This window comes from Bacillus sp. UMB0893, assembly GCF_002858905.1.
Taxonomy (GTDB): domain Bacteria; phylum Bacillota; class Bacilli; order Bacillales; family Bacillaceae; genus Bacillus_P.
The window spans coordinates 284662-299064 of sequence record NZ_PKLB01000003.1 but is presented as its reverse complement, the minus strand read 5'-3'; the positions used below and the strand labels follow the sequence as shown (position 1 = coordinate 299064).

Below are 14403 nucleotides of genomic sequence, written 5' to 3'. Positions count from 1 at the left end.
TTTTATTTCTTTTCATAACCTGATTTGCGGCTTAGCCATTTACTCATTAATATAATTGCTAAACCTATTGCTCCGACTGCAATCATCAGCCAGTCAGCGACAATACCTAGCCATAATGGTATTTGCAGTAAAAATATTACGCCTATGATAATAAAGAATAAGGGTTTCATAATAACTCCTGTGTTTTTACTCTAGTATAGCTCGTACTCATAGAATTAAAAAGAGAACGGGCCTGTGCCGATTCTCTTTTTATGAAAGGCTCTTTTCGTAAAGTTTGTTGCCTTTTAGAGAAATGGTTAAAACCTTTAGTGGATTGTAGCGGAAGGTACTTGACTCCTGCGGGAAATAGAGGCTCCCATCCCTCCCCGCGGAAAGCAAGTGCCTGCAGCGGAAATCCATCTGGTGAAATTTATAATCCAAAAATAACAATCAATACGAAAACAGCCTTATGAAATTAATTAATAGCGGTGTGAATCATCCTTCGCTTTTCCTACACCCTCTTGAATGTTCCCTTTGAGTTTATCTTTTTTGCCTTCGCGCTGCAGATTCGGATTATCTGTTGCATTGCCAACTTGATCTTTTACCTCACCTTTAGCCTGATTCACTTTACCTTTCACTTTATCGCTTAAACCTTGATCCTTTGACATTGCAATCACTCCTTTTAGTTTGTTAATAGTTACATTCCCGGTAAATGTTTTTGCAAAACCTCTCAAAAGCTGTGTACTCAAAAATTGTATAAGAAATATTTACGTCTATCATTTGGATATCGTGCTCTTTTAGAATAAAATCGCTCGAAACAATCCTTGAAAAAACGATTGAACATACTAAATACAATTAAAAAGGATCAATGTTTTAGAAATGAGACCAGAAAAATTACTCATAATCTTTGATTCTGTCACATAAACCTTTAATGTCACAGCTATTTGGTTAGGCCATTGAAAGGAGGAGTTTATGTTGTCACAGGATCAACAATCATCATTACGGTTTTCTGTTGAAGAATCCGTTTGGTTTCAAAAGGGACAGGAAGTAGGTGAGCTGTTATCCATCTCATTAGATCCAGACATCTCCATCCAGGAATACGATCAGTACATCTCCATTCGGGGTGCACTGCAACTAACGGGTGAGTACAAAATAGATGAGGATTACAACGAAGAGGGATTTGAATATGCCAATCTCAGGTTTATCAGTGATGTTGAAACACGAGAAGATGGCATATCACAGCTGCTCCACCGCTTTCCTGTCGATATTACCATCCCTAGAAACAGAATTGGTAATCTAGAAGAAGTGTATGTAACCATTGAATCGTTTGACTATGATTTATCAGAGAGCCGCAATCTGAAATTGGTTGCTGATTTGGAAATAAGCGGGATTGCAAGCCAGGATACAGAAGAAGGGTATGAAGAGGAAGAGCAATCAGAAGATCACAGCAGTTCTGAAGAAGAGCTTGAACCTCTCTTTCGCACACCTCAAGCACTCCTGTCTGAGGAAGATACACAGGAAGCTTATACAGAATCCTATGAAGCTGTCTTAGTAAATGAAAATGACAAAGATGATGAATTATATCAGCCGTTTGATGTAGAGGTCAGAAAACAAGCCATTCAGGAAGAAATTGCCCAGCCGGAAATTCATTATAACTTCAGCAAACCTCAGGATGAGCATGAGCATGAAGAAGCATATGCGGCACCGCCTAAACTAAGCCCGCGGAGCAGAAAAGAAGAAGCAAAACAACAGGAACAGCCAAAGCAAACCGAAAATTCCCTTTACTTAACAAAGCTTTTTGGCCGTGAAGATGAAGAAGAATTTTCAAAGCTTAAAATCTGCATTGTTCAACAGGGAGAGTCAATTGACAGTATTTGCGACCGCTATGACATTACTGCCCAGCAGCTGCATCGTGTAAATCAATTAAATTCAGATGCAGATGTTCATGAAGGGCAGACTTTATATATTCCGGTTTATGCGAACACGCGTTAAAATGTTCAGAACAGCTCGGGGGAGGAGCATTCCTCAGCTGTTTTTTTTGTAAAGCTCTTTTTCAAAATGTGATTGTTTCATTGTTCCTTCTAAAAGGGAGGTGAGTCAAAAAGTGGTGAGAGACCAAATGGAAAAGCTGATTCCGGTTATGAATCAATACGATTTGACAGCAGAGTATGCGGAATCAATCAGTGACAAACTTGTAAAAGTCTATACAAGTTCAGGAGCGGCGTACGCTTTGAAAAAAGTCTCTGCACATCGTAATGACCATTTTATAGAAACGCTTCATACAGCGCATCAAAAAGGGTTTTCTGCCTATGTTCCGATCTTCAGAAATAAACATCGGCAGTTTTTCACATCCGATGGCGAGAATTGGTATTACATCATGCCTTGGCTCCACAATGAATCAGCAGATGAGCGAGATGAACGGCATAAGAATATGTTCAGGGAATTAGCTTCTCTTCATCAGAAAACGGTCATTACGGAAAAATTGAATCAGGATCATCTGAAATTTCATTATGAAACGTTATCGAAACAATGGGCTGATAACAAAGACATGTACGAGAAATATGTAGAGGAATGCGAAAAAAGATGGTACTTGTCTCCATTTGAACTGCAGGCTGTCACTTACTATTTTGAGACAGCAAGAGCCACTGAGTTTGCAAGGAAAAAGCTTGACGAATGGTATGAGATCATGAAAGAAAAAGAAGATGCACGCCAGGTCATCATACACGGCAGAGCTTCCATTCATCATTTTTTATATGATGAACAGGGCACAGGATTTTTGACAAACTTTGAGCAATCAAGAGTCTCATCTCCGATTGACGACTTGCTTCTCTTCTATCACCGTACGTTTCATACGTACCCATTTGCCGGTGATGAATGTGTGGATTGGCTGTATACGTATCAGCAGAATTTTCCTTACCGCGCTGAAGAGATGATTTTGTTTATGAGCTATTCTGCTTATCCTGATTTCATCTACAGAAACTTAAAAAAACATATGAATCAGGGAGATCGCGGCGCCACACAGCTGAAAAAAAATCAGGATATCATAAAATCGTACTGGACGTTTAAAAATATCGAATATTTTATAATGAAAGTAACACAAATAGAAGAGAATAAAAAAATAGCTGCTGAGCAGCAATCAACATAAAAGAATCCCAATCAATAAGCTGATTGGGTTCTTTAAATCCAGTCCATATGAAGGGCAACACCTAGGAAAATCAATAATGCCAATAAAATGATATCAATGGGTGTCGGAAATATCAGTGTCCGTACAGCTTGAAAAATTGTAATCGGAACAATAAATTGAACTCCAATCCCGCGGAATTGCTTCACCCAAGGGGTAAAGTTATAGGAATTAAATTTTTTTCGCATCTTAAATCTCCTTACTAAAGCCTTTTCTTGCTAACAAGGTATGTGTATATACCCATTTGTGTGCGCTTGTCGTGTATAAAGGTGAAGAAAAATGGAGAAGATGATTGACGTAAAAAGGAAAGATTGTATACAATAATACATATATGCTTTTTATCATTACAAAACATACTTTGACAGGGAAGAGTAAAGCCTAAAGCTGTTTTTAGAGAGAGAAATCATTTGCTGAAAGATTTCTTAAACAAGCTCGCTTGAAGGTCGCCCTTGAGTAATTCTCTTGAACTTGAAGTAGAGAGAATCGGCACGAAAGCCGTTATCCCATTTGAGAGCATAGGCTGCAGTATTTTGCCTATGAAAAAAGGTGGCACCGCGAAATCAACTCCTTTCGTCCTTTTATTGGATGAGAGGAGTTTTTTATTGTTTTTTCTGGCTGATATATAAGGAGGAAGAAGAATGGAGAAAAATGAACAAACTCTCTCAACAAAATACGATCCGCAGGCAATTGAACGTGATCGCTACGATTATTGGCTAAAAGGCAAATACTTCGAAGCAACAAATGACCAGGAGAAGCAGCCTTATACTATTGTCATTCCGCCGCCAAACGTAACAGGAAAATTGCATCTTGGGCATGCATGGGACACGACGCTTCAAGATATTGTTACCCGCATGAAAAGAATGCAAGGTTATGATGTATTATGGCTTCCTGGAATGGACCATGCAGGAATTGCCACACAGGCAAAGGTAGAAGGCAAACTGCGTGAAGAAGGCAAATCACGATATGATCTTGGCCGTGAAAAATTCGTTGCAGAAACATGGAAATGGAAAGAGGAATATGCTTCCCATATCCGCGCACAATGGTCAAAGCTTGGGTTAGGATTGGATTACTCCCGTGAGCGCTTCACGCTTGATGAAGGCCTTTCAAAAGCAGTAAATGAAGTATTCGTATCTCTTTATAGAAAAGGATTAATCTACCGCGGCGAGTACATTATTAACTGGGATCCAAAAACGAAAACAGCTTTATCGGACATTGAGGTAATTCACCAAGACGTACAAGGTGCCTTCTACCACATGCGTTATCAGCTATCAGACGGATCAGGACACATTGAAATTGCAACAACGCGCCCTGAAACAATGCTTGGAGATACAGCTGTAGCTGTTCATCCTGAAGATGACCGCTACAAGCATTTAATCGGCAAAACCGTGATTCTTCCTATCGTCGGCCGTGAAATTCCAATCGTAGGCGATGATTATGTTGATATGGAATTTGGCTCAGGTGCTGTAAAAATCACACCTGCACATGACCCAAATGACTTTGAAATTGGCAACCGTCACAACTTAGAGCGTGTACTTGTTATGAACGAAGATGGAACGATGAATGCAAATGCAGGCAAGTATAATGGTCTTGACCGTTTTGAATGCCGCAAGCAAATCGTAAAAGATCTTCAGGAAATGGAAGTTTTATTCAAAATTGAAGAGCACATTCATTCTGTTGGACACAGCGAACGAAGCGGCGCAGTTGTTGAACCTTACCTTTCAACACAATGGTTTGTTAAAATGCAGCCGCTTGCTGATGCAGCGATTGAGCTTCAAAGTAAAGAAGAAAAAGTAAACTTTATTCCAAACCGATTTGAAAATACGTACATGCGCTGGATGGAAAACATCCGCGACTGGTGTATTTCAAGACAGCTTTGGTGGGGACATAGAATTCCGGCCTGGTATAACAAAGAAACAGGAGAGGTTCATGTTGATCACTCACCGCCTGCAGATATTGAAAACTGGGAACAGGATAAAGACGTTCTTGATACTTGGTTCAGCTCTGCGTTATGGCCGTTTTCTACATTAGGCTGGCCAGATACAGAGTCGATCGATTATCAGCGCTTCTATCCTACGGATGTACTTGTAACGGGTTATGATATTATTTTCTTCTGGGTTTCTCGCATGATTTTCCAAGGCCTTGAATTTACAGGACAGCGTCCATTTAAAGATGTGCTGATTCACGGACTTGTACGCGATGAACAAGGACGTAAAATGAGTAAATCGCTTGGAAATGGCGTCGATCCAATGGATGTAATCGAGAAATATGGAGCAGATTCATTGCGCTACTTCCTGTCAACAGGTAGCTCTCCAGGCCAGGACTTGCGTTTCAGCTATGAAAAAGTGGAAGCAACTTGGAATTTTACCAACAAGATCTGGAACGCTTCACGCTTTGCTTTAATGAACATGGATGGACTGAAAGTTGAAGAGATTGATATTACTGGTGAAAAATCGGTAGCGGATAAATGGATTCTTACTCGCTTAAACGAAACAATCGATCAAGTGACAAAACTAGCTGATAAATATGAATTCGGTGAAGTAGGCCGCTACCTTTATAACTTTATCTGGGATGATTTCTGTGACTGGTATATTGAAATGGCGAAGCTTCCATTATACGGCGACAATGAAGAAGCGAAGAAAACGACTCGTTCGATTTTAGCTTATGTCCTTGATAACACGATGAGACTTCTTCATCCCTTTATGCCTTTCATTACCGAGGAAATATGGCAGAACCTTCCTCATAAAGGCGAATCCATTACAATAGCGAAATGGCCTGAGGCAGATGCTTCATTAACAGATCAGGAAGCAGCATCAAATATGAAATTGCTTGTCGAAGTGATTCGCAGCGTACGTAACGTTCGTGCAGAGGTTAACACACCGATGAGCAAGCAAATTCCGCTTTTCATTAAAGCGAAAAATGCAGACATTCAAATACAGCTTGATCAAAACCGCGCTTATATTGAACGCTTCTGTAACACGAGCAGCCTGACAATCAGTACAGATGCTGCAACTGGTGAAAAAGCGATGACAGCAGTAGTAACTGGAGCAGAGCTTATTTTTCCGCTTGAAGGTCTAATTAATTTAGACGAAGAAATTTTACGTCTGCAAAAAGAGCTCGATAAATTGAATAACGAAGTTGAACGTGTTCAAAAGAAACTGGGCAATGAAGGCTTTGTGAAAAAAGCACCTGAAAAAGTCATTGAAGAAGAACGTGCAAAAGAAAAAGACTATGTTGAAAAAAGAGAAGCTGTCCTTTCAAGAATCAGTGAGTTAAAGGGATAATTATCATACAGGCTCGGGTGTGATTGTTAGAATCACACCCGAGTTTTCATATATAATCAGAGCGAATAATAATAAGTTTAGCTAAAAGCACCTGTCAGACAGGGAGCTTGGCTTTTCTTATAAAGAGAGAGAAGGGGCTGTTACAGATGTTTCAAACCTACGATGAAGCAGTAGATTGGATTCATTCGCGCCTTAGATTCGGAATCAAGCCAGGTTTAAAGCGAATGAAATGGATGATGGAAAAAATGGATCACCCTCACAAGCAAGTTCGTGCCATTCATGTAGCAGGCACAAACGGAAAGGGTTCAACCATTGCATATATGCGAAACGTATTGCAAGAGGCTGGTTATACGGTAGGTACGTTTACCTCTCCTTTTTTAGAAACCTTTAATGAAAGAATCAGTGTGAACGGCAAACCGATCTCTGATGAAGAAATGCTGTTTTTAGCGAACATCATTAAGCCGATTGCGGCTGGACTTGAGCAGACAGAACTTGGCGGACCAACTGAATTTGAAGTGATTACGGCCATGGCTTTCTATTATTTTGGAAGACATGAAAAAAGCGACATTGTTTTGCTCGAAACAGGTCTTGGCGGTACATATGATTCAACGAATATTATCGAACCGATCTTAACGATGATCACGAGCATCGGATATGATCACATGAATATTCTTGGACATGCAATCGAAGATATCGCGAGGGAAAAAGCGGGTATCATAAAGCCAGGTATCCCTATGCTGACTTCTGTCACAAATGAACTGGCCCTAAATGAAATCAAGGAGAAAGCTGAAGAAAATCAATCCGCGCTTTACCACGGCTGCTTCCCTGTATTGAATCATCAGCCGCTTAACAGGGGGGAAAGGTTTGAAATGGAAACACCTTTCAGCCATTTTGAGAACCTTGAAATATCCATGCGGGGAGAACATCAAGTCCAGAATGCCGCGCTCGCAGTCATGGCGCTTGATTATCTGCGAGTGAACGAATTGTTTGCAATCGAGGAACAGCATGTCATAAAAGGACTCCTGCAAACGAGCTGGAATGGAAGATTTGAGCAAGTCTCTGAATATCCGGCTGTTATCGTTGACGGTGCTCATAACAAAGAGGGAATAGACAGCTTAGTTTCTACAATGCAGCGGCATTTTGAAGGCAAAACGATACATATCCTCTTTTCTGCATTAAAAGATAAGGAATATGATTATATGATAGAGCGCCTTTCTTCCATAGCAGACACCATGCACTTTACAACCTTTGATTTTCCGAGAGCAGCTCCTGCAGCTGAGCTTTTTGAGGCATGTATGCATGCAAAAAAGGATTTTGATGAAAATTGGGAAACTGCTTTTCAGAAAATGATAGAAGCTGGAGAACAAAATGATATCTACCTTGTAACAGGTTCCTTGTATTTTATATCAGAAGTTAGGCCTTTTTGTCGGAATTATTTATCGGAATATTAGGTTGATAGTCCTAAAACAAATGACAGATAACTGAATTTTTGTTAAAATAAGAAAATAAAAGATTGAGAGGAGGCAATACATGGAAAAAAATCTTAAAGTTGTATTGTGGGTATCGTGGGCAGCTCTATTTCCGTTTACCTTGTTTGCAGCTTACTATTTTTGGCCGCCGATGATCACAGGTAATGAATGGGATATCGCGGCATTTCTTATTCTCATGTGTATTGTCTCCGTCTTTCCGATAATTGTGAACGATACACCCGTTTTTTTTGCACAAGGGATATCGATTTCAGTTTTTTTACTATTTGGCCCGTTTGTTGAAATGATTCTAATGCAGATTGCACTTACTGTCCTTCTTATTAAATTAAGAGTGGGTATGAAGTCAATCTTCCGCTATCCTACGAATTCCTTAATGTTTTTAGTTGTCTCGGTTATTGGTGCAGGTGCATACTACATGGCCGGAGGAACACATGGCAACAATGATTTTACTTCCGCTTTTCTTGCGCAAATCCTTGTTTATTCATTTTCGATTTGTTTAGCCAATCATTTTTTCCTACAGCTTGTGATTCGGAGATTTTTTTATAAAAGGTGTGAAAAGTTCTTTTCGAAAGATTTCTTATGGGAAATATGTACAACCTTAATGTTTCTTCCTGTCGGAATTATCTTGTATCTGCTTTATGTTGACCTTGGATTAGCTGCTGTTCTCTACGTTGGTGTGCCTTTTGTCGGAATATCCTTCATTCTGATTCTTCTATCGAACAGCCAGCGACTAAATACATATTTAAGACAAGCCAGTGAAATCGGCCATCAGCTGACAGAACGCCTTGAAGTAAAAGAGGTGCTGAATGTATATATTGAAAAGTTAACATCCATGATCTCGGCGGATTATGCTTATATCATTGATGTTGTTGATGAATACGAGCTGAAGGTTATCCGTAAGCTTGAGGATGGGCAGATTATCAACAATACTGAGGAAAAGCTTTCTGTACATCAGGGAATCAGCGGATTAGTCTATGCAAAAAAGAAAAGTGTTTTATACCGCAAACGGCAGCATTGGGCAAAACTTGAAAAAACACTGCTTCCCGAATCAATTGAAAGCATGATTGCCGTACCCATTGTCAGAAATCAAAAAGTTGTAGGAATTGTGGTTCTTGCTTCTGACAAAAAACGATCCTACGACAATTCACAGCTGATGATTGTTGACTTATTAACTGCATATCTCGGCGTTGCGATTGATAATGCAAGAAGCTATGAAGAAACAAAAAAACAAAGTGAACGCTGTGCACTGACTGGCCTCTATAACTATAGATACATGGAGAAATTGCTCGAATCCGAATATCTCAAGCTTAATACGATCCATCTAAACCATTTATCGCTCATTCTGCTGGACATTGACCACTTCAAAAAAGTGAACGATACATATGGTCATCAGGCTGGGAACGAAATACTTATTGCACTTGCAGAACGGCTTGTAAAATTTATCGGTGACCGCGGAACGGTTGCGCGCTATGGGGGAGAAGAATTTGTCGTTCTTTTGCCTAACGTAGACAAAATGGCCAGCTTCGCCGTCGCAGAAGGAATCCGGCAAACAATTGCCAACAGAACATTCATCATCGAACAAGACATCCAAAACATCGGCAAACGCCAATCTGTCACCATCACAGCAAGCATCGGCTATGCCACCGCCCCATACGACGCCGATGGACCGCTAGACCTGATAAGGCATGCTGACAGAGCGATGTACATTGGTGCTAAGCAGGCGGGGAGGAATAAGGTAGCTGAGTATGTGAAGTGAAATGAATGTGAAAAACCAGCATCCTGATGGGTGCTGGTTTTTGGGTTATTCGATTTTTTGGTCGATTTCGGTGATTTGCAGTTTTTCCACGGTTGGGATTCCAACTGGAGGATTTTGAATTAAATCGGGTTCAAATTCTATTTGAAGCCGAGATGGCAAGTTAGGGTTAGATTGATTTTTTTCTAGATACAATTCTCCGATTGAACTAAAGTTACTTAAGTTGAGATTTGGGTTATAAGCAGAATAGCCTCTTGTAGGATATGTCTCCCCCTTAGTAGCGTTCAAAATTATATTTTTGCCAAATATTCCTCCGTTTATTTTTATGTTTGAACCTACTCCATAGATTTCAAGGTCTTGATCTGAATATAGATAGGCGTCAATTTGTCTTACATTTTTTTCGTATAAATTATTATTGGAAACAGTTAAATTACCTTTGCTTAGGATGACAGCAGTTCCTCCGCTTTCGTTTGATAAATTTTCAATCGTGCTTTCTCCCGATGCGTATATTGTCCCATTCATATTTAAATTATGTTTTATGTCAACATTGCCTGAACTGTATATGTGGGAATTGATGCTCAAATCAGTAATACTTGTATTTCCATCTATATAAATAAAATTTTCTTCATTATCTAAAGTGATTGTTCCTGATAAATAATTTTTCATATGTTTATTCTCTTTTATATAAATATTGCCGGATATTTTCAAACTGCCTTGTGAAGTCATAATAATTCCATCTTCTAAAAATAGATTTCCTTTCACTTCTAGGTTTTTATCTAAATAAAGGAGATTTTTAAAGGTAATACTTTGATCTATTTCCTTTGAAGAATTAAAATAGGATTCTCGTGAGACGATTGTCGTATTATTCTTATCATTGTTGTAGATTTTTTTCTTATCATTAATAATGTTTGATATATTAAACTGATTGAATTGAACAGACCGGTCCTTCATTGTTGGTTTATTATTCAAAAATGTATATAGTGTATTCAAATCCTTGACAGGATGCCAGGTAGGATCAATGCCTTCAAAAAATTTCATTCCTAACGCTGTTGCTTCTTTAACGGTTATATTCCCATCGATGACTGGGTATGCTGAGAGTGGTCTATAAATATCTCCATTGATGAATTTTGCATATTTGCTTAAGTAAATACCGTTATTAGCGTAAATGTCTCCCTTAATAGAAGCAGCACCATTAAATGTTAGCTTGCCTTCTGTTACTGTACTAAACCTGAAAACATCGGCAGCAGTCGTAATTGTTACCGTTTTTATTATGTACCGATGTGAATCGCCTATTTCAACTTTTATAGTGACCATTTCTGAGAAACGATTATCTTCTGAAGTAATATTTCTTATATTTTGAGAAGAAAATTTAATATCTTTACTAGTATTTAATGACTCAATGAGATTATTTATTTTTAATGTTAATAACTGTGCAGTTACATTATTTAAATCTACCTCATTATTAAGCTGGTCTATCTCATTTTCTAATCTAATCATAGACTCATCAAGTTTCATTTCCGCTAGTGAAAGATTTGCTGTATATTCCTCAGAGTAAGCGATAAACTTTTGAGAACTTAATGTCATTCCAATTAAAGAAAGTCCAAATATCGTAATGATAGTAAAAATAAGCAGTACATTTAAAAGGGCATATCCTTTTTGATTATTTAATTTCATTTCCAATTCCCCCATCAGGACAAATCAAATATTTTAATAATTTCATAAGAATCTGTCTTAGATTCCTTGTTATTGAGGCTGATGGTGCAAACTAATTGATTCTCTTTAATGAAAAATTTAGTATCTTTTAGGGTATAGCGATCATCGCTAACCTGCTTGCCATTAATAAAGAGTGTATTGCCTTTTATTTCAATAGGAATAGTCACTTTTTGCTCAATAAATTCTTTTTTATTTTCGTCATAAACTTTTTCTATATCCACAAGATATATAGCTTTGAGCTCTGTATCACGAAGACTATCCTCTGAGAATTGATCTGCATTCTCCATTGCTTTATTTAATAAATCGATAATAAGAATGGATTCATTTCTCAAATAAGTTTCATTTAGAGTACGATTCCCCGCTTTAAACATTCCAGCTTGAAATGTAACTCCTAACATAATAACCATTGAAGATAATGCAAGCACAAGCAGCAATTCAATTAATGAAATCCCTTTTTGATTCATTACATATTGCTTCATTTTCGAATATACCCCTTTAGCTCAGAAGAAGCTGATTTATTTCCGGTTTTAGCTGAAACGGTAACTGTAATTTTGATTAATTTATCTGTTTGGATTCGATCTGGGTTTTGGAATGAAACAGTAGCTTCATAATAAGAGGTATCAAACATTTCTGAAGTTAATCCTAATTTATCTGCAATTTCTTCACCAGATAATTTTTCAGGAAAAAGCCCAATTTTATTGTCTGCTATGTCAAATCCCTCAGCTTGATACTTCTCCAAAAGACTCTTACTCAGCTGCACAGCAGTCAGTTTTTTATCAAATGTATTTGAATAAGACGCACTATTTACAAAAAATCCGCTTAATACTGAAAACATGATTGTGAGGATGACGATGGATGCTAAGACTTCGATTAAGGTAAATCCGCTTTGCTTGCTGCAATCCTTTTTCATCAAGAACACCTGCTTTATAAAAAAAATTATTGGTAATTATGTCATTTCTTTCTTTTCTTCTCTTCTAAGCTATTATACAATAAAACTAGTCGAAATTTGTCTAGTATTTGGAAAAACTTAATACTAATTTCATGGGTTTATTTAACTAGAAAAGGATGTTGGAATTGTGAGTGCTTTAGAAATCATTTTAGCTTTGGTTGGTGTTCTTCTTGTCGTTCCGTTCGTTTTGAGACAACAGTTGCCTATTAAGAAAGAAAAGCTATGGATGGTTGCCATTCTTTCATTTTTGCTTGCCTTGACAGGATTAGCAGCTAGTTATTTTTTCTCATTTTATATCGGATTGCTTATTTTAATCACTTTAACTGGAGCAGCAGGTTATTTATTTGTAAATTCTTTGAAAATTGTGACCTCTGCACCTGTGTTTGAACCACAATATCAATCTTTCCAAAAACCATTCCAAGTACCTTTTACAGAAGAAATCGAAGAAGTTCGCAATGAACTAGTTTCTTCTGTTAATCTTCAAGTTCCAGAACCCGAATTTATTATCAGTGAAGATACTGATTTTCTTACTGACCGCGCCAGTTCCCCGTTTGAATCGTCTTCAAGTTTATTAGAGGATGATTATATTCCTGAGCTTGCTTACGTCTCTACAAAAGAAAATGAAATAGAAATTGATTTTGAAGAATTGCTGAAAAAAACAGATTTAGTGAAAGGAGGATCCTGAATTGGAAAATACAGTTAAATTAAAAATGTTTATCCTGTTAGCAGGCTGTGTTTTCTTTGTTTTTGGATTCTCCTTTTTCGGAGCGAAAGCATACGGAGCATTTTTTACTAAAGATACAGTTCCTGAAGGCGTGACAGTCAGCGGAGTTGAACTTTCAGGATTATCTGAAAAAGAAGCAACTGACAAACTCGATGCAGCGATTAAATCCTGGTATGAAAATTCCTTTTATTTTCTCCAAGCTGATAAAGAATTGAGTCTGGATTTAACGGTTGTGAAATTTGATGTTGATAAAACGGTTGACCTTGCTTTAGAAAACAAAACAGCGAACATTTCAGCAAAAATAGATGGTGCAGGACTCAACCAGCTTTTGCAAAATGAAATAAGCTCAGAGACATTGAAAGCACTGGATAGAAAGGCGCTATCAAAAGAACTGGCAGCTGCTGCATCAGAGCTTGTGGAAGGGATTTATTCGATTAGTCTCGATAAATTTTACATCAAGGAAAAACTGCCTAAAACGATCCTTTTAAGCACTAGTCTTCCAAATGAGACGTTTACCTTGGAAAATTCTCTTACGGTAACGATTGATTCTAAACAGACTTTTTCACTTCATTCTTATATAGAAGAAAACAAACTGAAAACCCTTGATGAACATACATTAAAATGGCTTGCAACGGCAATTTACCAGACGATTTTACCCACTAACTTTGTGATTTTGGAGAGACATATAAGTCATGTCCTGCCGTCTTATGCAGAACTGGGAAAAGAAGCGAGTTACATAGCAGGCAAGCAGGATTTCATTTTCTTTAACCCGAACGAAACAGCTTATGAACTGAAACTCACACAAGACGAAAACTTTTTAAACATAACGCTTGAAGGTATAAACCTTCAAAAAGCATACAGTTTAACGATGGAAAATGATAAAAAATATAAGCCGAAAAAAATTGTCCAATATGATCCTAAATTACCTGAGAATACGACTCGAATCGAACAAGAGGGCATAGATGGACAATCTATTACGGTATATCGAAATGAATTAGATAAAAACGGCAACATTGCAAACACAGTTTTAATTGCAGATGATTATTATGCACCAGTCCATCAGATTGAAAAAACAGCATTGCAATCTATTGAAGAAGTTCCTGATCTTCAAGATCCATTGCTGCCTAATGATAGTGAAAACCCGGATTTCGACCAGTCAGAAGATGATTTCAATAATGGAATGTCAGAGTATCCTGAACAAAATACAAACTTAAATCAAAATCCGAATTTAAACCAAAAACAGGTTCCAAATCAGCAAACGCCAGCTGAGAAAAATACAGTTGAGGAAAATGAGTTATGGGAAGAGCCGGCATTCGAAAAGGGAGAGGGTTGAAGT

13 protein-coding genes and 1 other annotated feature are annotated in these 14403 nt (G+C 37.9%); of the genes, 7 read left to right on the top strand and 6 right to left on the bottom strand.

Going from position 1 to position 14403, the window contains the following annotated elements; all coding sequences use genetic code 11:
• Window positions 1–2 precede the first annotated feature (2 nt).
• Together CYJ36_RS23600 and CYJ36_RS09405 are read right to left on the bottom strand one after the other, a co-directional pair.
• On the bottom strand, window positions 3–170 hold the full coding sequence (locus CYJ36_RS23600; protein WP_180850203.1) for a hypothetical protein: 168 nt from the start codon (window positions 168–170) through the stop codon (window positions 3–5).
• Between the two features lie 288 nt (window positions 171–458).
• A complete protein-coding gene (locus CYJ36_RS09405) occupies window positions 459–647 on the bottom strand; it encodes a CsbD family protein (RefSeq protein WP_101567004.1) in 189 nt (62 codons plus the stop codon).
• Window positions 648–951: 304 nt separating this feature from the next.
• Here CYJ36_RS09405 and spoVID point away from each other — a divergent pair, with 304 nt between their 5' ends.
• Together spoVID and ysxE are read left to right on the top strand one after the other, a co-directional pair.
• Window positions 952–1971 (top strand): stage VI sporulation protein D, encoded by a 1020-nt coding sequence (gene spoVID, locus CYJ36_RS09400; RefSeq protein ID WP_101567003.1) that lies wholly within the window; start codon window positions 952–954, stop codon window positions 1969–1971.
• Between the two features lie 100 nt (window positions 1972–2071).
• Entirely contained in the window at window positions 2072–3124 is a 1053-nt protein-coding gene (gene ysxE, locus CYJ36_RS09395; RefSeq protein WP_219621079.1) for a spore coat protein YsxE, read from the top strand.
• 32 nt (window positions 3125–3156) lie between these two features.
• Here ysxE and CYJ36_RS09390 read toward each other — a convergent pair whose 3' ends face one another.
• Window positions 3157–3348 (bottom strand): hypothetical protein, encoded by a 192-nt coding sequence (locus CYJ36_RS09390; protein WP_101567001.1) that lies wholly within the window; start codon window positions 3346–3348, stop codon window positions 3157–3159.
• 161 nt (window positions 3349–3509) lie between these two features.
• Window positions 3510–3741 (top strand) — a binding site (T-box leader).
• A gap of 57 nt (window positions 3742–3798) precedes the next feature.
• On the opposite strand from CYJ36_RS09390, the gene CYJ36_RS09385 reads away from it, so the two are divergent.
• The 3 genes from CYJ36_RS09385 (at window position 3799) to CYJ36_RS09375 (ending at window position 9684) form a co-directional block, all read left to right on the top strand.
• Window positions 3799–6441 carry a valine--tRNA ligase gene (locus CYJ36_RS09385; protein ID WP_101567000.1) on the top strand — a complete coding sequence of 881 codons (2643 nt, stop codon included), beginning with the start codon at window positions 3799–3801 and terminating at the stop codon, window positions 6439–6441.
• A gap of 146 nt (window positions 6442–6587) precedes the next feature.
• A complete protein-coding gene (locus CYJ36_RS09380; protein ID WP_101566999.1) occupies window positions 6588–7892 on the top strand; it encodes a bifunctional folylpolyglutamate synthase/dihydrofolate synthase in 1305 nt (434 codons plus the stop codon).
• Window positions 7893–7971: 79 nt separating this feature from the next.
• Window positions 7972–9684 carry a sensor domain-containing diguanylate cyclase gene (locus CYJ36_RS09375; protein ID WP_101566998.1) on the top strand — a complete coding sequence of 571 codons (1713 nt, stop codon included), beginning with the start codon at window positions 7972–7974 and terminating at the stop codon, window positions 9682–9684.
• A 45-nt stretch (window positions 9685–9729) separates the two neighbouring features.
• On the opposite strand, the gene CYJ36_RS09370 is transcribed toward CYJ36_RS09375, so the two are convergent.
• Genes CYJ36_RS09370 through CYJ36_RS09360 form a run of 3 tightly spaced genes read right to left on the bottom strand, consistent with a single transcriptional unit; the run spans window position 9730 to window position 12304 of the window.
• Window positions 9730–11355, bottom strand: a complete 1626-nt coding sequence (locus CYJ36_RS09370; protein WP_101566997.1) for a hypothetical protein — start codon at window positions 11353–11355, stop codon at window positions 9730–9732.
• 14 nt (window positions 11356–11369) lie between these two features.
• Complete coding sequence (locus tag CYJ36_RS09365; RefSeq protein WP_101566996.1) at window positions 11370–11873, bottom strand: prepilin-type N-terminal cleavage/methylation domain-containing protein; 504 nt, start codon at window positions 11871–11873, stop codon at window positions 11370–11372.
• Window positions 11870–12304, bottom strand: a complete 435-nt coding sequence (locus CYJ36_RS09360) for a type IV pilus modification PilV family protein (protein WP_101566995.1) — start codon at window positions 12302–12304, stop codon at window positions 11870–11872. The genes CYJ36_RS09365 and CYJ36_RS09360 overlap by 4 nt, the downstream gene beginning before the upstream one ends.
• Before the next feature lie 166 nt (window positions 12305–12470).
• On the opposite strand from CYJ36_RS09360, the gene CYJ36_RS09355 reads away from it, so the two are divergent.
• Both CYJ36_RS09355 and CYJ36_RS09350 read left to right on the top strand, forming a co-directional pair.
• Window positions 12471–13028 carry a hypothetical protein gene (locus tag CYJ36_RS09355; protein WP_101566994.1) on the top strand — a complete coding sequence of 186 codons (558 nt, stop codon included), beginning with the start codon at window positions 12471–12473 and terminating at the stop codon, window positions 13026–13028.
• Window position 13029: 1 nt separating this feature from the next.
• On the top strand, window positions 13030–14400 hold the full coding sequence (locus CYJ36_RS09350; protein WP_101566993.1) for a G5 domain-containing protein: 1371 nt from the start codon (window positions 13030–13032) through the stop codon (window positions 14398–14400).
• Window positions 14401–14403 lie beyond the last annotated feature (3 nt).